Below are 21,027 nucleotides of genomic sequence, written 5' to 3' on the forward strand. Positions count from 1 at the left end.
CGCCGGCCCCTGGGCTGCGCCGGCCGGTTCCGGTGCCGGAGCGCATGCAGCAGTTCTTCACCCTGCCCGAGGCACCGGCCGCGTGGGGGCGCTACAAGTGCTGGCGAACCCTGGGCAGCTGACCTCGGCAAATCCAACATCCCCGAGTCAGAGTCAAGCTGCGAGGACCCGCGTGCGCGACCGGGTCAAGCAAGCCAAGGTCGATGTCGGCGAGCGCAACGGACCGTTGGTACAACCCTGGCAGCGCCCTGAACGACCTCCTACAGAGGTACCTCGCCGGCCGAATGTCAGCGCCTGTAGTTAGGGTCTCGGCTGTCGCTAGTCATAGATGACGCCACCGGCGGTAGTACCCGGGACCACCGTCCGCAGCAGGTGGCTCGGCTGCAGCCACCGGAACCGCTGGACGTGGGCAGTGGAAGCCGCAAGGACCGACTCCGTATGTCGCAGGTCATGCGGGAGTACTGGAACCAAGCCAACAAGGAACGTGGCCACCGCCTATCAAAGGAGCTGGAGGCGGCTCAGAGTCGCCAAGCCGAGGCGAACTCATTTTGGGACACGCACAAGCAAGCAGTACAAGGCCGGCCGACGCATCGCACGGGCGGGCGGGGTGAGACGAAGGTTGCAGACATTCCCGAGGTCGCTGCGCAGTGGCATTGAAGTTCCCCCTGTCAATCCCCTCCGAACGTGGAGACCTTCCTATGCAGCCAGCTCTTCGGTGAGGCCGGCCCAGTAGTCGTGTTCGTGGTCGATCGGGCTCTTGAATCCGCACACGCTGTGTAGCCGGCGCACGTTGTAGAAGTCCGTGATCCAGGTCGCGATTCGGATCCGCGCCTCGGCACGGGTGGCGAAGGTGTGCCGGTGGACGTACTCGACCTTCAGGACGCTGTTGAACGCCTCGCTGACGGCGTTGTCGAAGCATGATCCGACCCGGCCCATGGATGGAAAGACGCCCAGCCTGCGGCAGGCCCGCCTGAACCTGCGGGAGCCGTACTCGCTCCCGCGATCACTATGAAAAATGACGCAGCGCACGTCGCCGCCCCGGGTGGCCGCGGCCATGTTGAGAGCGGCGACGACCAGCTCGGCGTCGTGGCGTTCTCCCATCGCATAGCCGAGCAGTCGCCGGGAGAAGAGGTCGATGACCGTGGCCAGATACAGCTTGCCCTCCCCGGTCTCGATCTCCGTCATGTCCCCGCACCAGACCAGGTCGGGCGCCTCGGCAGTGAAGTCCCGCTTCACGAAGTCCGGGCTCGCCGGCCGTTTCCCTGGCCGGGTCAGCCCCCGTCGACGGCGGACCTTGCGGGCGACCAGGCCGAGTTCGGCCATGAGCTTGGCGATGGTGTTCGCCGACACCCGCCAGCCCTGCCGCACCAGCGTGATCCAGACCTTCGGGGACCCGTAGGTGCCGCCCGACTTGGCGAACTCCGCCTTCACCGCCTCCACCAGCTGCTGACGACGGACCTCACGGCTGGTGGGCCGGCGGTTGCGGTGCTTGTAGAACCACGACTCGTTCACGCCCAGCGCACGGCAGGAGACGCGGTGCGGGATGCCGTACGGAACTCCGCGTCGAACTTCCGCCGCTTCTCTGCCATGACTCCCAACTTCCCCTGCAGCCACGGTCTTCACGCTACGAGGGGAGGGACAATGCGCCGAGGAACGAGCTATGCACCGTCGTTGCCATCGCGCAGGGAATGAATCATGCTCTGCAGGATCCTGAACGCGGCTGACTGCTCGGTCTCGGTCATGCCTGCCAGCATTCTGATCTCGACGGACCGGACCGCTATGGTCGCCTTCTCCAGGCTCCGTCGGCCGCGAGGCGTGAGCCGCGCGGGAAGAATTTTCCCTACGGGCGCCTCCGCGGGCCTGGTCACGTAGCCATCTCGTTCCAGGGCCTGGAGTAGCACGTTCATCGTCTGCCGTGTCACGAACGCGCCACGCGCGAGCTCGGAGTTCGACAAGCCCGGCCGTTGAGCCAGCAGCTCGAGGCAGGAGTAGTGCGTCACGCTCATCCCGAGTGGCCGCAGCACCTCCTCCATGGCTGCGCGCAGGGCGCTCGAAGCCTCTTTCAGCAGGTAGCCCAGTGATCTGTCCAGGTCGACGCCGAAACCGTTTTGACTCATGTCAGGATTCTGACATACGTTGGCCTGTGTCAGAAATCTGACACGAAGAGAAGGAGCATCATCATGCCCGCCACCGGCCCCGACTTCATCTCGCTCCAGGCGCGCGACCTCGACGCTTCGCAGGCGTTCTACGAGCAGTACCTCGGCCTCGTCCGCTCGCAGGCCGGGCCTCCGCACGCCGTCGTCTTCGAGACGAAGCCGATCGCGTTCGCACTCCGCGACGTCGTTCCCGGCACCGATCTCGCATCCGTTGCTCAGCCCGGCATTGGTGCCGCGATCTGGCTCCACGCCACCGACGTCCAGGCCATCCACGATGCTCTCGTCGCCGACGGTCACACCATCGTCTCCGCACCGATTGACGGCCCCTTCGGCCGGACATTCACCTTCGCCGACCCCGACGGCTACCAAGTCACGCTCCACGACCGCGCCTGACAAGCCAAACGCCACCGACGATCACCGTTCCCCCGAAGACCGCCGGTTCAGCGCAAGGTTGAAAACACCTACCCAGTTCACGGCGCGCACCGGCTCGGTAGGGCCTGTCAGCTGGGCTCACAGCTGCAGCGCCTCGTCGGCCTGAGCTTGGAGTGGGCGGCGTGACCACGCGCTCAGCCATAGCACAGCGGGCCCGGCAGACCGACGAACGGACCCGCTGCTCTCAGTCCAGGTGTGGGCCCCTGGACTGCGCGGTACACGGCGGCACGGTCAGCCTTGTCGTGCCGCCGCGGTCTCTCCCATGCACCACTCCCAGGTTCTCTCACCCGACCGGCCCCCGCAGCCTCAACGCCGCCACGTCCGAATACGGCCGCCGCTGTGACGGGAGGGCGCAAGCACAGCGGACGCTGTCCGGTGCGCCGCGCTGACGGCTGCCAGCCCCACCCCGCCTGCCAGGGCAACTTCTCACGCAGCAGTACAAGACCCGGCCCAGCATGTCGACGTAGCGTCGCACGAACGGAGGTGGGCACCCTCCCACTCTCTCTCGCGTCGCAGCCCTCAGCACGCAGAGACCAGTTGGCGTCCATGTGGCCTCCTTTGAACAGCGCCAAGCGTTGCGGACCAAGGCGAGCCCGCCGGTCTGCTCCGCAACGCCTTCCTCGTAGGGCCGCCCGCTCGGCCAGGTAAGACCTCCCGAGGGTGTGCGCACGACTGCCTGGCGGATCAGGGGCGTGGGTGTGGACGGTCGAAGTACGCGTCAGCTGACCCGAAGACCGACCGCCAGCGTCAGTTCAAGGACCCGGTGTGGCGATGCGAGATCCGGAAACAGCTCCCGCAGCTGCGACATCCGGTACCGGACTGTCTGGGGATGGACGAACAACGCCGCCGCCACCTCGTCCCGCCTGCCCTGGTGCAGCAGCCACGCCCGCAACGTCTCCTCCAGCCGCCCTGCGGTCGCAACAGGCAAGGTCAGCAACGGTGCGAGGGCTCGGGCACGCAGGTCTGCGAACGCGTCAACGTCGGCGCTCAGCACCAACTCGGGCAGGTGCTCCTCGGTGTCGCGAATATCAGAAGAGAGGGAGCGCGCGCGTACGGCTCGTGCGTACGAGGCGGACGCACGAGTCCATGGCCGGGCCGGGCCGACCACGGCGGTGCGGTCGGTCAGCTGCCGCAAGAGACGTGATCGGTCGGCATCAGGGACGAGCAGCACACCGGTGGCGTCCGGCAGATCGTCCAGGACGAGGGTGCTCGGGTCGAACGCGCGGTAGGCAGGCCGGGCCTGGGCGGCGGGCAGCAGGACCGCGGTTAGCGTAACCGGAGGCTGCCATCCGGCCCGTTGAGCAGAGGCCAGCAGCACGTCCGGGCTCACGCCGGCGAGGAGGTCGCGGGCCAGGTGTTCCAGGTGACGTTCGTGGGCCCTGCCCCGGGCGGCCAGTTCGTCGGCGTGGCCCGCGGCGCTCGCGGCAGAGAGCTCGTCGATGTAGGCGAAGGTCAGCTCGGCGAACTTGGCGACCTCGGCGGCGGGCAGACCTGCGGGTACGGCACCCGCTGCCAGGCATCGCCAGGCCACGCGGGCGCCGACGCGGTAGGCGCTGAGCAGGGCGTCCATCGAACGGCCGTCGCGCACCTCGCCGCGGCCCAACTCGTAGGCTGCCTCACCGGCATCGCCGCCTGTGGCGTTTCCGCTCGCGAGGTCCAGGTAGTGCCCCAGGGCGGTGCGGACGGCTCGGCGGATGGTGCCGCCCATGCGGCCCGAAAGGGCGTTGGCGTAGGACGGGACCTCGTCGATGATCGCCTGGACGACCTCGTCGGCGGTGGTCCTCAGCGCGGCCCGAAGTGCGGTGACCGTCGTCTCATCCAGGACCAGTTCGCTGGCCCTCTCGATTGCATGGCTCACGTCTTGTTCCCTGCGAACAATTCAACCGACCATATTCACGTCCTGCGGTCAGGACTTTACGCCATGAGGCGCAGCAAGCTGGAGTCATGACGAGTGCAGCCCTCCGCAGCAGGGCGTGGAAAATGCTGGAGATGGTCACGACGCCGCTGCTGCCGTCGGACTACCTCGACCTGTTCAGCCCGCTGCGGGCGGGCGCTGACCTGCGTGGGCGCATCGAGGCCGTGCGCCCCGAGACGGGTGACGCCGCGACCATCGTGATCAGGCCGGGACGGGGCTGGCGCGGCCACACGGCCGGTCAGTACGTGCGGCTCGGGGTCGACGTCGACGGGGTGCGCCTGTGGCGTGCCTACTCCATCACCTCGCCGACAAACCGCCAGGACGGCCGCGTCACGATTACCGTGAAGGCGATCCCGGACGGCAAGGTCAGCAACCACCTGGTCCGCAGGGCGAAACCGGGCACGCTGATCCAGCTCGACCAGGCAACCGGTGACTTCGTGCTGCCGCAGGCCACGCCCGCCAAGGTGCTCTACCTGACGGCCGGCAGCGGCATCACACCCGTGATGGGCATGCTGCGCGACACCGAGTTCGACGACGTCGTCATGGTCCACTGCGCGCCACAGCCGCAAGACGTGATCTTCCGCAACGAACTGCACGACCTGGTCGCGGACAAGAAGCTGCGGCTCACCGAGGTGCACACCGACACAGACGGCATGCTCGACATCTCCCGTCTCGACGAACTCGTGCCCGACTGGACCGAGCGCGAGACCTGGGCTTGCGGGCCCGCGGGCCTGCTCGACGCCGCCGAAGAGCACTGGACCGAGCACGGCGTACAACAGCGCCTGCACACCGAACGCTTCCGCCCCGGCATCGTCGTCGCCGGCGACGGCGGCGAGGTCATGTTCAGCGCCACCGGCAAGACCGTCGACGCGGACGGCGCCACGCCGTTGCTGGACGTCGGCGAGGAGGCCGGCGTGCTCATGCCCTCCGGGTGCCGCATGGGCATCTGCTTCGGCTGCATCACGCCGCTCAAGGCGGGCGCCGTCCGCGACCTGCGCACCGGCGAGATCACCGAGGCCGAGCCGGGCGTCCTCATCCAGACCTGCGTGTCCGCCGCGGCGGGCCCCTGCGACATCGAACGGTAGGAGCACCTTGACCGCCATCGACCCCACCGCCCACCTGACCGCGGAGCAGATCGAGGAGCTTGGCCGCGAGCTGGACGCGATCCGCGACGAAGTGATCGCCGGCCGCGGCGAGAAAGACGCCGCCTACATCCGTAAGGTCATCTCGGCGCAGCGCAAGCTCGAGCTGGTCAGCAGGGGCGTGCTGCTGTTCTCGATCTTCCCTCCCGCGTGGCTGATCGGCACCGCCGGGCTGTCCGTGGCGAAGATCATGGACAACATGGAGATCGGCCACAACGTCCTGCACGGCCAGTGGGACTGGATGCGGGACCCGAAGATCCACTCCACCACCTGGGAGTGGGATCACGTCTCACCGTCCGAGCAGTGGAAGCACTCGCACAACGAGCTGCACCACACCTACACCAACGTGATCGGCAAGGACAACGACCTCGGCTACGGCATTATGCGCGTCGACGAGGACCAGCAGTGGCACCCGTTCCACCTCGGCCAGCCGCTGTGGAACTTCATCAACGCCTGCTTCTTCGAGTACGGCATCGCAGCGTACGACCTGGAGCTCGGCAAGAACCTGCACAAGCACCGCCGCAAGAACCCGGAGTTCCGCGCGCGGGCCAAGGCCGTGGGCTGCAAGATCCGCAAGCAGGTGCTCAAGGACTACGTGATGCACCCGCTGCTGTCGGGCCCGTCGTTCCTCACCACGCTCGCCGCCACGTTCACCGCGAACCTGGTCCGCAACATCTGGTCCCACTCGGTGATCATGTGTGGGCACTTCCCCGAGGGCGTACAGGTCTTCGAGCGCCGGTCGATCAACGGCGAGACGCGCGGCCAGTGGTACCTGCGCCAGATGATGGGCTCGGCGAACATCAGCGGCAGCAGGGCCATGCACTTCATGACGGGCAACCTGTCGCACCAGATCGAGCACCACCTATTCCCAGACCTGCCGAGCAACCGGTACGCCGAGGTCGCAGTGAAGGTGCGCGCGCTATTCGAGAAGTACGAACTGGAGTACGTCACCGGGCCGCTGCCCAAGCAAGTGTTCTCCGCGTGGCGCAAGGTCTTCCGACTCTCGCTGCCGAACAAGAAGCCCAAGGTCAAAGCGCCGGACCGCAAGCAGGAGCTCGTCGCGGCCTGATTCCCGGTATTGGTATCTCTCGGCCGTACCGGCGGCACCGCCGGGTTCGGTGAAATCCGTGGGCGAACAGTGCGTTGCGCTCGCCGTGCTGCCCACGCCACGCCGGATCAGCGCCGCCTGCCGGTAACTCCCCGCGCAGTCCCACGTTCCGCCACCCCCTCGCGACACCTACACGGGCCAGCAGTACCCAGGCAGGTCTCCGAACGGGCCCGGCTCGTCGTGCACAAATCCGCGATCACGGCGCCGCCCCCATCCCGCTTCGATCACATCGTTGACCTCGAATCCGTCCACCATCCCGAAGCCGAGGCCCGCGCGCCTTCTCCCCGCTCAGAAACGACTCCCGGCGGTGATCTGCCGACGGATAAGGGGCTGTTGATGAGACACATTTGGTAGCTCACATAAACGGCGAGCCGGTCGTATGGGACGCCGCGGGTCGCCTCGAGTGCGAGCGGTTGCAGAACCGGCTGACCCGCCGCCGCGTTGGGGCGTCGCGAACAGCCGAGGAGTGGCCAGCCCACTTCGTGGCGTTCGATCTGCTCAGGTTGTCCGGGACGGACACGACCGGGTGGCCATACCAGCGCCGGCGGGCCGCGCTGGAGTCGATGTTCGCCGCTCGCCGGCTTTTCGCGCCGTGGGGGCCGTGCCCGTCGACCACCGACCCGGCCACCGTGCGCGAGTGGCTGTCGTGACTCCTCCCCCTCATGAGAGGGCTTCTCACTATGCCGATTGGGCATCGCGACGGGCCGGCCCGGCCTGTAGAACGTTCAGGGCGCCCACGGTGTCCGCGTGCGCGTGGTGGCCGCACGAGACGCAGCGGAAGGTCTCCTGTGCGGGCCGGTTCTCCTGGGCGGTGTGCCCGCACGCGGGGCACCGCCGGGAGGTGTTGCGGGCATCCACGGCCATCACTTCCCGTCCGGCGCATGCTGCCTTGGCGGTGAGGATCGTCAGGAACACCCCCCACCCGGCATCGGCGATCGAGCGGTTCAGCCCGGCCTTAGCGCCGGCCCCGTTGGGCAGGAAAACGCCCGACTGATCGGGGTCCGGCTTGGGGGCGGGGGCCTTGCTCATGTTGCGGATCTTGAGGTCTTCGTGCGCGATGAAGTCGTGCCGGCGCACGAGGTCGAGCGCGGTCTTGTGGGCGTGGTCCAGACGTCGGCGGCGGACCTTGCGGTGCAGCCGGGCCACCCTCTCCACGGCCTTGCGACGCCGCTTCGAACCGCGCTTGCACCGGGCGAGGGCCTGCTGCGCGGCATCGAGGTCGGTGGCGGCCTTCCGGCCGTGACGAGGATTGGGCACGAACCCGCCGCCCGAGTCGGCGAGGAAGTTGGCTATGCCCATGTCGATGCCGACCAGGCTGCCCGTCGCGGGCAGCGGCTCGGGCTGAGTCTGCTCGGCGGTCAGGATCACGTACCAGCGCCGGCCCTCGCGCTTGACCGAGATCGTCTTGACCCTGCCGAGCACCACCCGGTGCCGGTGCACCCTGACGTGCCCAACACCCTGCAGCCGGAGGCGGGGCACGGGGTCGTGCGGGGTCGAGTCCCAGCGGCACCCGTCGCCGTCCTTGGGGAAATCCACCGTGTCGAACCGCTTGGACGACCGGAAACGCGGATACCCCGGCTTCTCCCCGGCCTTCACGCGCCTGAAGAACGCGGCGAACGCCCTGTCCAGCCGGCGCAACGTCGCCTGCTGGGAAGAGAACGACCAGCGGCCCTGACGGTCCGGGTCGAACGCGCGGATGTCCTTGAGCTGGGCGGACTGCTGCCCGTATCGCACAGTCGTCTTCGAGGGGTGCCGCCAGGCGTCACGGCGTTCCTGCAACGCGGCGTTGTACAGGGTGCAGTGATCACGCAGCATCTCGGCAAGCGCACCCGCCTGGCCCCCAGTGGGCCGCATCAGGAACGTGTACGCACGGATCATCCAGCCCACCCCCTCGGTCCTTGTCGTCAAAGTAGTGCAGGCCACTGACAACGCAGCGAACTCCGGCGCTGCGCGCCTCCGGTTCGAGGATGCGTTTCCCTCCCCGGCTGAAGCCGGGGATACCCACGCAAGATCAACGGATGGCAGGTCGACACGATGGTGTGGCTCTTCGCCTGCGTGCAATACGACGAGCTCAACCTGGCTGGCGAGGGCCCTGCACACCACGGTGCACGGGGGCGTCAAGCTGTGGGTAGTCGTGGTCATCGCCGTTCGTGGGCGGGCGCGGGCCGGGTCGGCGTGGCAGGCTTGCAGGAGATCCGCGCCGTTCGTCGCAACACAGCAGCGAAGGAGGACGACGCATGGATGAGCAGGAATTCGTCCGTACTGTCGCCGAGCGCACCGGACTGAGCCGGCAGGAGGCGGCGGACCTGACCTGGGCCACGCTCGAGACGCTGGCCCACAGGCTGAGCCCGGGGGAGGCCAGGGACCTGATCACCGAGCTCCCCGAGGGCCTCGCGGAGGCGGTGCGCCGGGGAACCACGGACCGCATCGAGCGCTTCGGCCACTACGACAGCGTGCGGCGCGTGGCCGAACGCACCATGCTCAAGGAGGAGGAAGCCGACCGGGGTGTGCGGACCGTACTGGCCGTGCTCCGCGAGGCGATCAGCGAGAAGGAGTTCAACGACCTGATGTCGCAGCTCGGAAAGGACTTCTCCCAGGCCCTCGAATCCGCCGGGTGATCCCGGGGCCTTCGGCACGGCGCCTGTGTCACGGCGCCAGCGGTCCGGACGCTGCGTGTGCGCCGGGCCACGGTGGGTGACGCCCGCGCATCGCCGGTCCCTCGCGGCCGCCATGGCGCGAGGCGCACACGAAGGTGTGGTCATGACGGCTGACGTGCCCGAGACCTCCTCCGGCAGATTGGTGGCCAACCCCGGTCTGCCGTCGGAGATCGCCTGGGCTCTCGCCCCCCGGTTGCCCGACCATCTCCGCCGGGCAGCCCGTGCTCGGGTCGGATGGCCGCCCCGCTCAGCGTGAGCGAGCAGGTCGACGTCTCCGACGTCGCCGAGGCCGTCGGAAACCACCTGGACGGTGACCTTCCGCGGCGGGCCCTCTTCCCGATCAGCGTCGAGGTCGACACCGTGCTCCGTGCCGCGCTCATCTCCCTTCCCGCCCTTGGGGTCCGCCGCCTTCGGCGCCGGGTGCGGCAGGCCGTCGCGGATGTCGTCCGAGAGCTGGTCGCGCACGAGGAGACGCCCGGGCACCCGGAGGTGATCGGCCGCCCGCCGCGCGAACCGGTACCGGACTCCCGTCCCGGCCCCGAGCAGCCCCGGCGCTACGTCGTGCCCGGCCACGCCCGACTCGTCGCCGGCCAACCGCCCCTGGCGGCTGTTCGGCTCCCTCTCCCGGGCACCGGCGGGCGTGTTCGCCACGGCTACGGTCCCGTTCATCAACAGCGCCACCTGGAACCTCGCCACCGCGCCCGGCGCCGTGCAGCATGCCGTCATCATCGCCCTCGCGATGATCGGCGGGGCCTTCGGCACGAGCCTCGAAGGGGACGAGAAGGTGTCCGACGTCGCCTGTGGACGACGGCAGCGTGAGCGTCAGCGGATGCTGCGGCAGGTGTCGCGGCCGGAGCGAGGCGGACGCAGGGGGCCGGACACCACCGACGGGTGACGTCCGGGCCGCGGCCCGGGCGTCATAGGGCGATGACGTGGAGGTCGACCAGGTCGAGCAGCGCCCGCAGAGCCGAGCTGGGCCGCCGGGTCGACGACGTGCCGAGATGCATGCTCCAGCGGAGCGTGGTGTCGTGGACGTCCAGGACGTGCAGGCCGGGGGTGCGGGCAACGGCGAACGCGGGCAGGAAGGCGATGCCCAGACCGTGCCGGACCAGTGCCGCCCCCATGTCGATGTCGGGCACTTCCAGTGCCACCCGACGTACGACGCCCGCCGCCGCGAACGCCCGGTCGACCACCTCGCGGTTGCCGTAGCCCGGCGGGAAGTCCACGAAGGGCTCCCCCGCGAGGTCCGCAAGTGCCACCTTTCCCCGCTGCGCGAGGGGATGTGCGGCGCTCACCACCAGGACGAGCGGCACGGTGGTCAGCTCCCGTGCGTCGATCCCGGCGGGCTTGCGTTCGGGCAGCGACAGGAAGGCCACGTCAAGGTCCCCGCTGAGCAGCGCGTGCGCCAGTCCCGCCGAGCCGGCCGTCGCCAGCCGCAGCCGGACGTCGATCGCCGGATGCCGCGCGTGCAGCTGCCCGAGGAGCGCAGGCAGGTCCACCACTTCGACCGAGGCCATGGCCCCCACGTTCACCGTGCCGCGCAGCGTGTCCTGTGCGGCGCGCACGGCGTCCTGGGCGGCCTGGGCGGCGTTCAGGGTGGCCCGAGCCTCCGGCAGCAGCGCGGCGCCCGCCCCGGTGAGCCGGACCTCCTGCGACGTGCGCTCGAACAGCGTGCAGCCGAGCTCGCGCTCCAGTGAGCGGATCGCGGCGGACACCCCTGACTGCACCACGTGCAGTCGACGGGCGGCACGCGTGAAACTCAGCTCCTCGGCGACCGCGATGAAGTGCTCCAGCTGACGTAGCTCCACACCAGAAGTATCACTCGCATTGCTGGAGCTCAGCAAAAACATTCGTTGGCACTGATTCTGGCAGGTGAGGAGGATGGAAAGCGTCATCCGTTTCCGCCCGAGGAGGGGTACCCCTGCCTGCCGTTCCGACGCCGCTGAGCCGTCCCACAGCCGACGCTCCCGCCGACCCGACCCACCGGATCCCAGCACCCGCTCCCGCCGAACTGCCGCCCCGCGCCCCCGCTCGGCGCCGTGCCTCGCACACGACCGGCTTCTGGTTCGTGGCGGTGGCTTTCACCGTGCTCATGGCCTTCGGCACCGCGCCGACCCCGCTGTGGCCGCTGTACGAGGCCCGGGACCACTTCGGCGCGACCACGGTCACGGTGGCGTACGCCTCGATGGTCGTGGGCGCAGCGGCCGCCTTCCTAGGGCTGGGACACCTGTCGGACCGGCTCGGCCGGCGGCGCATCATCGTCCCGGCGCTGCTGGTCGGCATCGTCGCGTCGGTCGTACTGATCGTGTGGCGGGACCTGCCGGGGCTGATCGCGGGCAGGATCCTGAACGGTGTCGGACTGGGGCTGATGGCCTCGACCGCGACGACGTACCTGCACGACCTCCACCACGAGGTCCGTCCGGAACGGACGGGTTCGGTGCTGCCCGGCATCGTGGCCACCGCCGCCAACCTCGGCGGCCTGGCCTCAGGACCCCTGGTCGCCGGAGCCGCCGCCGAGTGGCTTCCCACGCCCCTGATCACCGCCCAGGCGATCTTCACGCTCGCCATGGCAGTGTGCCTGGCGCTGGTGCTGTGCACCCCGGAGACCGTGGACCTGGAGTTGCCCGCGGCCCAACCGCCCAGCAGGTTCGTCCTGCGCCCCGGCGGCCGGCGGGCGTTCGGCGCGGCCGGCGCGCTGGGCGCCTTCGCCTTCGCGATCCTCGGCCTGATCTCCTCCCTCGGGGCGAGCGTGCTCCACGGCACTCTGCACACCGACTCGCACCTCGTGGTCGGCCTGGCGGCCTTCCTCATGTTCGGTTCCGCGGCGGCCGCCCAGCTGGTGCTGGGCCGCCTCCCACTGCCCCGGCTCCTGACCGTGGGGGCAGTGGTCTTTCCGGTCGGGCTGGTCCTGTGCGCCGTCGCCCTCTACCACCCGGCGCTCTGGCTCTACCTGGTCGCCGTGTCCCTGTCAGGAGCCGGCTCCGGGCTGCTGTTCAAGGGAGGCGTCGAACGTGCCGGTTCAGTGGCCGAGCCCGCCTCACGCGCGGGGGTCCTCGCCGTGTTCTTCGTCGTCGCGTACCTGGGAATGGGCCTGCCCTCCGTCCTGTTCAGCATCGCGTTGCGGCACTTTGCCGTGCAGACCGCGATGATCGGTTTCGCGATGGTCCTCTCCTGCGGCGCCGTTGTGTCGGTGGTCGTTGCGTTGCGGGATCGCGCACCGGGTCCCGGCGAGCTCTCGGCGCAGTCCGCTCGCCCCTTCTGACCTCCCTGCGGCGCATGCGACACGGCTGTCTGGGAGGCGCGGACCTGGGCACCCGGTGCTGGTGCGCGTGACACGGATCCGCGGCAGACGGGAGGCCCGAGATGTCTGCGGAATCGGCCAGAACGACGGCGCTCCCCTCCGGTGAGGAGATCGCGGCGCTCGGGCAGGGCACCTGGTACCTGGGCGAGGATCCGGCCCGGCGAGAACAGGAGATCGCCGCGCTGCGGCTGGGCGTGGACCTGGGCATGACCGTCGTCGACACGGCGGAGATGTACGGCGACGGCGCAGCCGAGGAGCTCGTCGGGGAGGCCCTCCGGGGACGCCGGGAAGAGGTCTTCCTCGTCAGCAAGGTGCTGCCCCGCCACGCCGACCGGAAGGGCACCGTCGTCGCCTGCGAGGGCAGCCTGCGGCGGCTCCGTACGGAACGGCTGGACCTGTACCTGCTGCACTGGCGGGGACGGTGGCCACTCGAGGAGACCCTTGCGGGATTCACCGACCTGGTGGAGGCGGAGAAAATCCGTTACTGGGGCGTGAGCAATCTGGGCATCGGCGACATGGCCGAGCTGACCACCCTCCCCGGTGGCGACGCCGCGGCCGTCGACCAGGTGCTGTACAACCTCTCCCGACGCGGCATCGAGTGGGATCTTCTCCCCTGGTGCCGTGAGGCCGTGGTGACGGTCATGGCCTACTCCCCGATCGAGCAGGGGCGGCTCCTGAACGTCGAGGCACTGGATGCCGTGGCCCGGGCCCTCGGAGCAACGCCGGCCCAGGTGGCACTCGCCTGGGTGCTGGAACAGGGGGTGGCCGCGATCCCTCGTTCCGGATCACCCGACCACGTTCGGGAGAACCGCGGCGCGGTGGACCTCCACCTTCCTGCCGAGGCGCTCGACGCCCTCGACGAGGCGTTCCCGCCACCCAGCGGGCCCACGCCCCTGGAGCTGCTCTAAGGAGTTGAGAGGATGGCGCGCCCGCTCGTCGTCGGAATGGGAGGTTCGCTGCGCACCCCGTCGACCAGCCTCACCGCACTGTGTGTGGCGGTCGAGGGGGCGGCCGATGCGGGCGCCAGCACCCTGGTGATCGACCTCAAGCGGCTGGCTCTTCCGTTCTACACGTCCGAGCACGGGATCCCTGCGTCCGCCCGTCGGCTTGCGGACACCGTTCAGGCCGCCGACGCCCTGCTGTGGAGCAGCCCGACATACCACGGGTCGGTCAGCGGCGCGTTCAAGAACGCGGTGGACTGGCTCGCCCTCCTGGCCGACCACGACCCGCCCTACCTCAGCAACAAACCCGTGGGGATGCTGACGACCGCCGGCGGAGTGCAGGGCCTGCAGGCGATCAACGCGATGGAGTTCATCGTGCGGTCGCTGCGCGGCTGGGCCGTGCCGCTGGTGTTCGCGGTCCCGCGGTCCTCCCGGGTCTTCGACGGCGACGGACGCCTCACCGACCAGGCGGTCGCGGACCAATTGCGCGGCCTCGGCGCGGAGGTGACCAGGGCGGCCCTGCAGTTCCGGGCGGAGGGCACGTGCGACTACGCGCAGGAGCGGCCGTCCGGGGCCGTCCGGGACTGAGCCCGGCCCTCTCTCGCAGGGGCGCCGGGGTCATGCTTCCTCAGGGCCCGGTCCGCTCCACGGGCCGCCGGTGCTCGCCGCGCGCCCCGGAGCGCCCGGGCGGGAAGTGCGGCAACACGTGTTCGGCCAGTTCGTCCATCACTTCGGCGACCGGACGGCGGCTGTGCTTGAAGTTGATCATCAGCTGGTCGATGCCGATGTCCTGCCAGGCCCGCATCATCGCCAGGAACGACACCCGGCCCACCGAGAAGCCCTGGTGGATGCGCCGGGGCAGGGCCAGCGGGTCCTCGGTCAGATCCAGATAGGTGGCCTGCGCGTACGGCTTGAACCCACCGCCATCGCCACGGGTCAGCTCCCGCCACCGCTCGATGTTCTCGGCCTGCTGCTGGAGCGGCGGGGTGTAGTACAGCCAGCCGTCCGTGTTGTCGGCGATCCACCGGACGTCCTGCCTGCCGCGTCCCGTCATCAGTACGGGGATCCGCCGGTACACCGGCTTGGGCAGCAGATCGGTGCCGCGCATCCGGCCGAGCGGCGACTCCACGTGCGGGAAACGGTGCTCGAGGACGACACGGAAGTACTCCAGCGACTGCCGGAACCTCTCCGCCCGGCCGCCCAGGTCCTGACCGAAGGCCGGGAACTCCACGGGCCGGTCACCGGTCGCCACCCCGAGCAGGAGCCGTCCGCCTGACAGCTGGTCCACCGAGGCGGCCGCCTTGGCGGTATGCAATGGATGCCTCAGCGGCATGACGATGCTGGCGGTCCCCAGTGTGATCGAGGTGGTGCGGGCACTGAGCTGCCCCAGGTACACCCACGGGTCGAAAACCTGCCCGGCGTCCCCGAAGCTCGGGTCCAGCAGCGGCACGTCACGGACCCACACCGAGGCGAAGCCGGCCCGCTCGGCCTGCTGGATCCGCTCGATGTGCCCGGCCAGGGATGGCACGGGCCCTTCGAAGCCCTCCAGGGGCGTGATGGCGCCAACGGTCATCCTGCCGCCGGGATACGCCCTGGCCATGGCCGCGTGCTCGGAGAACGGCCGCTGCGCCTCACCTTCGACGTCCACGGGTGCGCCGGCTGAAGGAACTGTCGATTGTGTCATGCGATCCTCCGGCGATTTCATGCCGAGTCCGGGCGCATCAGACGCGTGCTGAGGTTGCGCAACCGGAGGTCCTCGCGCACCCCCTCGCCGACGTAGCGCCGACGTTCCAACGGGAGTTCGCTCCGCGCGCCGTGTGTCGGGACGGGGGAGACGAGCGTGGTGCCGCAGGCGTCCTGGGAAAGCACCGTGAGGTGGTGCGGCCGGTGGCCGTCCACCCGGATCTGCCAGTCGGAGATGTCCCGCACGTCGCGGAAGAACCGCCCCTGCGGCACCTCGGCCTCCATGTCGCCCGAGGTGCCCGAGACGCAGAACGTCCGCCCCTCGACCAGTGTGACGGTGGCCGCCGTGAGTACGGCCGGTTCCGTCTCCTCGATGATGGCGCCGACCTTGTCGGTCATGGCTCCTTCTAGCCCGGGGCGCCGACGAGAGCCTCGAAGTCCCGGGGCAGCTGGGATATTGCGTGGCGGAACTCGCCATCACTGACCGCGTCCCTCAGGTGCTCAGCTCCGCCCGTATGCCCTCGCCGGCATCGTCCGGGCTCACCCCTGCTCGCCTGCTCACCCGATCGATGAACTCGTCGAGTCCGAAGGGCTCGGCCTCCGGAGTGGGAGAGACCAGCGGTTCCTTCAGCGGCTTGGGCAGTTCGGACGCGAGGTCCTCCGCCTCGCCCCTGGTGAGCCGCTCGGCCAGGGTTTCCAGGGTGGCACGGGTGAGGGGCTCCACCTTCTCCGGGGGGGACAGGAGCGCGCCGGGTGATGGTATCGAGGAAGGTGTTGTAGTCCATGAGCCGTCCTTTTTCTGAAGCTTTGCAACTGCCTGGCTTGGGACCTGAGACAGCCACCGAAGGGTGTGTCGTGCGTGTGGGGGTGGCGGGCGGGCGCCATGGTGCATGCGCCTCAGCAGAGGCCATTTCCATGCTCCGGATGTGGGACACACCCTGCCTGCTCCCGGCGGGCGGAAAAGCGGCGGGCTCCATAGACCTCCGAGCACAAGTGCAGGCGGCCTCCGCCACGGCAAAGGGGCCCCGGCGCCCGGTCTGCCGGATGTGCGTCAGGGCGCCGTGCCTGTGGGCGCGGTCGGCTTTCCCGCCGTCGCGTTCCCGGCCCGCCCGTTCGGCCCGTTCGGCGTCGAGAGCGTTCGACGGCGGCGAGCTGTCGGGCGATGTCCATCCGTTGATCTTGCGTGGGTATCCCCGGCTTCAGCCGGGGAGGGAAACGCCTCCTCGTGCCGGAGGCGCGCAGCGTTCGCTGCGTTGTCGGTGGCCTGCACTACGTTGACGACAAGGTCTGAGGGGGGGTGGGCTGGATGATCCGTGCGTACACGTTCCTGATGCGGCCCACTGGGGGTCAGGCGGGTGCGCTCGCGGAGATGCTGCGTGATCACTGCTCGCTGTACAACGCCGCGTTGCAGGAACGCCGTGACGCCTGGCGGCACGCCTCGAAGACGGCGATCCGGTATGGGCAGCAGTCCGCTCAGCTCAAGGACATCCGCGCTTTCGATCCGCCGGGCCAGGGCCGTTGGTCGTTCTCCTCTCAGCAGGCGACGTTGCGCCGTCTGGACAGGGCGTTCGCCGCGTTCTTCCGGCGCGTGAAGGCCGGGGAGGCGCCGGGGTATCCGCGTTTTAGGTCGTCCAAGCGGTTCGACACGGTGGAGTTCCCGAAGGACGGCGACGGCTGCCGCTGGGACGCCACCCCGCACGATCCCGTCACCCGTGTGCGCTTGCAGGGCGTCGGGCACGTCAGGGTGCACCGGCACCGGGTGGTGGTCGGCAGGGTCAAGACGATCTCGGTCAAGCGCGAGGGCAGGCGCTGGTACGTCGTCCTGACCGCCGAGCAGGCCCAGCCCGAGCCGCTGGAGCCGACCGGCGTGGCGGTCGGCATCGATATGGGCATAGCCAACTTCCTCGCCGACTCGGGCGGTGGGTTCGTTGAGAACCCTCGCCACGGGGCGAAATCCGTCGCGAAGCTGCAGGTCGCGCAGCAGGCGCTCTCCCGGTGCAGGCGCGGTTCGAAGCGGCGTGGCAAGGCCGTGGAGAGGGTGGCCCGGCTGCATCGCAAGGTCCGCCGCCGGCGCCTGGACCACGCCCACAAGACCGCGCTCAACCTGGTGCGGGAGTACGACTTCATCGCGCACGAAGACCTCAAGATCCGCAACATGAGCCGGGCCCCCGCCCCCAAGCCGGACCCCGGACAGGCGGGCGGCTTCCTACCCAACGGGGCCGGTGCGAAGGCCGGGCTCAATCGCTCGATCGCCGATGCCGGATGGGGGGTGTTCCTCGCGATCCTCACCGCCAAGGCAGCATGCGCCGGACGGGAAGTGATGGCGGTGGATCCCCGCAACACCTCCCGGCGGTGTCCCGGATGCGGGCACACCGCCAAGGAGAACCGGCCCACACAGGAGACCTTCCACTGCGTCTCGTGCGGCCACACCGCGCACGCGGACACCGTGGGCGCCCTGAACGTTCTACGGGCCGGGCTGGCCCGTCGCGAAGCCCAACCGGCCTAGCGAGAAGCCCCCTCATTTATGAGGGGGAGGAGTCACCAGCCACACTGCGAGGTCGAAACGCCACGCAGCTTCCTGCGGAGGGACGGTCGTACGGCTGGCCGGGGGTCCCTGCGCATTTCATGCTGCTCTGCCAGGGTAGGAGGGGGTGTTCTTTTTCGGCCTGGGGTGCGGAGGCGCTCAGCAGGCGGGCTCTGCGAATCTCGACCGGTAACAGCCGATGGCGGCGCCGGCGGGAGCGAACGACGCCGTCCGGTTCCCGGTGAGGAGGCGAGAGGCATGACCGTGATGGGTGTGTCGAAGTTCGAGAGGTTCTTCCGCGCCGCCGCAGGCCTCGACGTGGACAAGAACGACCTGAAGCGGTACGGCGACTTCGTCGACGCCAAGCTCTACGACCTCCTGATCGTCGGCCAGGCGTCGGCCAAGGCCAACGGCCGGGATACGGTCGAACCGTGGGACCTGCCGATCACCAAGGGCCTCCAGGAGAGCATCCACAGGTTCCGGCGGCTCGACGAGGAGGTCGAACTGAAGCCGATCCTGGAACAGCTCGCCGCGCACCCTCCCCTCGACAGGACACCCACCCAGGAGACCGAAGAGCGCTACCCCGAGATCATCGGCGGTCTCAGCGTCGCCCTCGCCGAGACGTTCAAAATCATGTACCCGGATGTCAAGAACCCGCAGACCAGCCACTGGGACGGCGTGACCGCGATGTTCGACCGGCTGCTGTAGCAGTGGCGCCCCGGTGCATGTCACCGATCTGAACTGACGTGCCGGGCGGGGGCCGGAAGGTGGGGGAGCCTTCACCGAGGCCACGCAACAGACTGTGAATCGGAATGCCGTTTCGGGGGCAGAGGAGGGATTGCGCGCCCAGAGGCTGAAGGAAGTCCTCGATGCGCGTGTCGAAAGGCACGCGGATGTCCTTTCACCACAACGAACATCTGCGGCTCAGATGCGCACATGTATGAAGACCGTCCCGACTTCGCAGAGGGGCTGGTGTTCGGGCCGGGAAGGCCAAGCTGTCCTGCTTCCACGAACTCCTGTTGAACAAGGCAGCAGTCGGATACCAGCACTTCGACGCCCGCGACGACCGCTGGACGAAGGTGGTCCTCCACCCGTAGGGCAGCTCCGGCTGATCGCGCGCACCTAGGGCGTGTGTCGAAAGTGGCTGGCTATGACCCTGTGGCCTGTGCTTCCATGCCGAAGTGAACATCGAGAACTCCGGGGCTGCTGTGGCAAGGCGAGGCCACTGGGTCCGACCGAGGACTGATGGCGACGTCGAGGCGTGCGTGCGGGTTCTCGAGCAAGTCCATCAACGTGACGGTTATCCGGTGAACTGGCCCGACCAGCCTGATGAGTGGCTGTCGCACGCCTCGCTGTTGGGGGCCTGGGTCGCTGAACTCGGCGGCCGTCTTGTTGGCCATGTCAGCTTGTCCCGCGGCGCCGAAGGAGATCTGGCCCCCGGCTTGTGGAGCGAGCGAAACGGGACGAGTAAGGCCCTGACTGCAGTAGTCGGCCGACTGTTCGTCGCCCCGCAGGCCAGGGGGCATGGGATCGGCGCACTGCTGATCGGCCAAGCCGCGGAGAAAGCGCGACGTCGGGGCCTGCATCCGGTGCTCGACGTAGTGGCATCCGATACCGCCGCAGCAGCCCTTTATGAGCGGCTGGGCTGGGAACTGATGGCCACGGTCGAGCAACGATGGAGCCCGTCTCAGACGGTGACCATTCACTGTTATGCGGCGGCATCGTGATGTGGCTGGTCACAGCCACTCGTTGATGGCGGCGACAAGGACGGTCGCCTCGTAGCGGACCGCGAGCTCATAGCGGGTCGCCACGGCGCGGTGCCTCTTGAGGCGGTTGATGCCGCACTCGACCGCGTGCCGAGCCTTGTAGTCCTCCGGGTCGAACTTCGGTGGCCGGCCGCCGCGGGAGCCGCGGTTTTTGCGGTTCCGCGCCTGGTCGGCCTTGTCCGGGATGGTGCAGCGAATGCCGCGCCGCCGCAGGTAGGCGCGGTTCTTGCGGGAGGCATACGCCTAATAGGCAGCGCGCACGCGGTCGGGCCGGGTGCGGGGCCTGCCCGGCCCGAACCGCGGCACCCGGACGCGGCCCAGGACGGCCTCGAACTGCGGGGAGTCACCCCGCTGCCCGGCCGTGATGACGATCGACATGGGCTTCTGCCGCTGTTCGACGGCCGGGTGCAGCTTGGTGGTCAGGCCGCCGCGCGAACGTCCGAGCCCGTGGTCGTCCGGCTCGGGGACGTGGCCGCCGGGCGGCTCCTTCTGCAGCTCCCCTTTTTCCGCGCTCCGGCGGCATGCTGGTGGGCTCGGACGACAGTGGAGTCGATGTTGAGGTCCCAGGTGATCAGGTCCTCCGCGTCGGCCCGTGCCTGCAGGGCGACGAAGACCCGATGCCAGGTGCCGTCCCGTTGCCAGCGGCGGAACAGGTCGTACACCCGGCCCCAGGGACCGTACTCTGCGGGCATGTCCCGCCACGGGACACCGGTGCGGACCCGGAAGCGTATGCCGTCGATCAGCTGCCGCCGGGTCCATATCGGCGGGCGGCCGGACTTCTTGCCCTTCGGCAGCAGCAGCTCCAGCACCGCCCACTGCGCGTCCGTCAGGTCTCCACGTGCCACGAATCTAGATCATGTCATGTTCAAGATCCACTTTCGACACACTCCCTACACGCTCGGGGCACCCTCAGCCGCGCCTTGCAGTCCCCGGTCCGGAAAAGGGATCCGGACGAGCCCTGCCGGGTGTCCCTGCCGCTCGCGTCGTACAACCAGCAACTCGTGAAGGGAGCCGTACCACGACACAAGCACTGCGGGGGATGCGGGTCGGGATTCTGGCCACCGACGGCGTCGAGCGCGTGGAACTCGACCAACCGCGCGGTGCGCTGCAGGGCGCAGGGGCGAAGACCGAGATCGTCTCGCTCCATCCCGGCGAGATCCAGGCCCGCCAGTTGGACCTCAACGCGGCAGGAACCTTCCCGTGGACCGTCTGGTCGCCGACGCCTCCGTCGACGATTACCACGCCCTGCTCCTGCCCGGCGGCACCATGAACCCCGACCAACTGCGCATGGACCGCGACGCGGTGCAGTTCGTCAGGGACTTCGTGACTCCTCCCCCTCATGGGCGGATTCCAGGCATCGTCGCAACGCATGATCAGTTGCTTGTTGTGGCGAGCAGAGTAT

At 69.1% G+C, this 21,027-nt stretch carries 20 protein-coding genes and 2 pseudogenes; 13 read left to right on the forward strand and 9 right to left on the reverse strand.

All coding sequences use genetic code 11. The features are described from left to right. Positions 1-696: 696 nt before the first annotated feature. Complete coding sequence (locus ACWEN3_RS17735) at positions 697-1,623, reverse strand: IS3 family transposase (RefSeq protein WP_452971467.1); 927 nt, start codon at positions 1,621-1,623, stop codon at positions 697-699. A 35-nt stretch (positions 1,624-1,658) separates the two neighbouring features. Continuing rightward, complete coding sequence (locus ACWEN3_RS17740) at positions 1,659-2,117, reverse strand: MarR family winged helix-turn-helix transcriptional regulator (RefSeq protein WP_452971470.1); 459 nt, start codon at positions 2,115-2,117, stop codon at positions 1,659-1,661. A gap of 63 nt (positions 2,118-2,180) precedes the next feature. On the opposite strand from ACWEN3_RS17740, the gene ACWEN3_RS17745 reads away from it, so the two are divergent. After that, positions 2,181-2,549, forward strand: coding sequence for a VOC family protein (locus ACWEN3_RS17745; protein WP_020549970.1), 369 nt, complete (start codon positions 2,181-2,183; stop codon positions 2,547-2,549). Between the two features lie 757 nt (positions 2,550-3,306). Here the strand turns inward: ACWEN3_RS17745 and ACWEN3_RS17750 are convergent. Then, positions 3,307-4,446 (reverse strand): PucR family transcriptional regulator, encoded by a 1,140-nt coding sequence (locus ACWEN3_RS17750; protein ID WP_452971473.1) that lies wholly within the window; start codon positions 4,444-4,446, stop codon positions 3,307-3,309. A gap of 86 nt (positions 4,447-4,532) precedes the next feature. Here ACWEN3_RS17750 and ACWEN3_RS17755 point away from each other — a divergent pair, with 86 nt between their 5' ends. From ACWEN3_RS17755 to ACWEN3_RS17765, 3 genes are all read left to right on the forward strand, one after another. Further along, entirely contained in the window at positions 4,533-5,588 is a 1,056-nt protein-coding gene (locus ACWEN3_RS17755) for a ferredoxin reductase (RefSeq protein ID WP_452971475.1), read from the forward strand. Between the two features lie 7 nt (positions 5,589-5,595). Further along, positions 5,596-6,714 (forward strand): fatty acid desaturase family protein, encoded by a 1,119-nt coding sequence (locus ACWEN3_RS17760; protein ID WP_452971477.1) that lies wholly within the window; start codon positions 5,596-5,598, stop codon positions 6,712-6,714. Positions 6,715-7,100: 386 nt separating this feature from the next. Beyond that, complete coding sequence (locus ACWEN3_RS17765; protein ID WP_452971480.1) at positions 7,101-7,403, forward strand: ATP-dependent DNA ligase; 303 nt, start codon at positions 7,101-7,103, stop codon at positions 7,401-7,403. 28 nt (positions 7,404-7,431) lie between these two features. On the opposite strand, the gene ACWEN3_RS17770 is transcribed toward ACWEN3_RS17765, so the two are convergent. Further along, on the reverse strand, positions 7,432-8,631 hold the full coding sequence (locus ACWEN3_RS17770) for an RNA-guided endonuclease InsQ/TnpB family protein (protein ID WP_452971483.1): 1,200 nt from the start codon (positions 8,629-8,631) through the stop codon (positions 7,432-7,434). 359 nt (positions 8,632-8,990) lie between these two features. Between ACWEN3_RS17770 and ACWEN3_RS17775 the strand changes: the two genes are divergently transcribed. Continuing rightward, positions 8,991-9,371 carry a DUF2267 domain-containing protein gene (locus ACWEN3_RS17775; protein ID WP_452971486.1) on the forward strand — a complete coding sequence of 127 codons (381 nt, stop codon included), beginning with the start codon at positions 8,991-8,993 and terminating at the stop codon, positions 9,369-9,371. A gap of 679 nt (positions 9,372-10,050) precedes the next feature. Continuing rightward, complete coding sequence (locus ACWEN3_RS17780; RefSeq protein WP_452971488.1) at positions 10,051-10,305, forward strand: hypothetical protein; 255 nt, start codon at positions 10,051-10,053, stop codon at positions 10,303-10,305. 22 nt (positions 10,306-10,327) lie between these two features. Here the strand turns inward: ACWEN3_RS17780 and ACWEN3_RS17785 are convergent, their stop codons facing one another. After that, a complete protein-coding gene (locus tag ACWEN3_RS17785; RefSeq protein WP_452971490.1) occupies positions 10,328-11,218 on the reverse strand; it encodes a LysR family transcriptional regulator in 891 nt (296 codons plus the stop codon). Positions 11,219-11,484: 266 nt separating this feature from the next. On the opposite strand from ACWEN3_RS17785, the gene ACWEN3_RS17790 reads away from it, so the two are divergent. The 3 genes from ACWEN3_RS17790 (at position 11,485) to ACWEN3_RS17800 (ending at position 14,240) form a co-directional block, all read left to right on the forward strand. Then, on the forward strand, positions 11,485-12,672 hold the full coding sequence (locus ACWEN3_RS17790) for an MFS transporter (RefSeq protein WP_452971493.1): 1,188 nt from the start codon (positions 11,485-11,487) through the stop codon (positions 12,670-12,672). Positions 12,673-12,773: 101 nt separating this feature from the next. Continuing rightward, complete coding sequence (locus ACWEN3_RS17795; protein ID WP_452971494.1) at positions 12,774-13,619, forward strand: aldo/keto reductase; 846 nt, start codon at positions 12,774-12,776, stop codon at positions 13,617-13,619. Between the two features lie 12 nt (positions 13,620-13,631). After that, complete coding sequence (locus ACWEN3_RS17800) at positions 13,632-14,240, forward strand: NADPH-dependent FMN reductase (protein ID WP_452971496.1); 609 nt, start codon at positions 13,632-13,634, stop codon at positions 14,238-14,240. A gap of 40 nt (positions 14,241-14,280) precedes the next feature. On the opposite strand, the gene ACWEN3_RS17805 is transcribed toward ACWEN3_RS17800, so the two are convergent. From ACWEN3_RS17805 to ACWEN3_RS17815, 3 genes are all read right to left on the reverse strand, one after another. Next, positions 14,281-15,336 carry an LLM class oxidoreductase gene (locus ACWEN3_RS17805; protein WP_452971499.1) on the reverse strand — a complete coding sequence of 352 codons (1,056 nt, stop codon included), beginning with the start codon at positions 15,334-15,336 and terminating at the stop codon, positions 14,281-14,283. Between the two features lie 17 nt (positions 15,337-15,353). Further along, a complete protein-coding gene (locus ACWEN3_RS17810) occupies positions 15,354-15,734 on the reverse strand; it encodes a glycogen debranching N-terminal domain-containing protein (RefSeq protein ID WP_452971502.1) in 381 nt (126 codons plus the stop codon). 94 nt (positions 15,735-15,828) lie between these two features. Further along, entirely contained in the window at positions 15,829-16,059 is a 231-nt protein-coding gene (locus ACWEN3_RS17815; protein WP_452971504.1) for a DUF2267 domain-containing protein, read from the reverse strand. Positions 16,060-16,641: 582 nt separating this feature from the next. Here ACWEN3_RS17815 and ACWEN3_RS17820 point away from each other — a divergent pair. From ACWEN3_RS17820 to ACWEN3_RS17830, 3 genes are all read left to right on the forward strand, one after another. Then, positions 16,642-17,841 (forward strand): RNA-guided endonuclease InsQ/TnpB family protein, encoded by a 1,200-nt coding sequence (locus tag ACWEN3_RS17820; protein ID WP_452971506.1) that lies wholly within the window; start codon positions 16,642-16,644, stop codon positions 17,839-17,841. 276 nt (positions 17,842-18,117) lie between these two features. Continuing rightward, the gene (locus ACWEN3_RS17825; RefSeq protein WP_452971509.1) at positions 18,118-18,567 is read left to right on the forward strand and encodes a DUF1931 family protein; all 450 of its coding nucleotides are present in this window, start codon (positions 18,118-18,120) and stop codon (positions 18,565-18,567) included. 557 nt (positions 18,568-19,124) lie between these two features. Next, entirely contained in the window at positions 19,125-19,586 is a 462-nt protein-coding gene (locus ACWEN3_RS17830) for a GNAT family N-acetyltransferase (protein WP_452971511.1), read from the forward strand. A 9-nt stretch (positions 19,587-19,595) separates the two neighbouring features. On the opposite strand, the pseudogene ACWEN3_RS17835 reads toward ACWEN3_RS17830, so the two are convergent. Next, positions 19,596-20,470: pseudogene (locus tag ACWEN3_RS17835) on the reverse strand (IS5 family transposase). Positions 20,471-20,664: 194 nt separating this feature from the next. Here ACWEN3_RS17835 and ACWEN3_RS17840 point away from each other — a divergent pair. Then, positions 20,665-20,951, forward strand: a pseudogene (locus ACWEN3_RS17840) (DJ-1/PfpI family protein); the annotation flags it as partial. Positions 20,952-21,027: the final 76 nt, after the last annotated feature.

Source organism: Streptomyces sp. NPDC004561 (assembly GCF_053602155.1).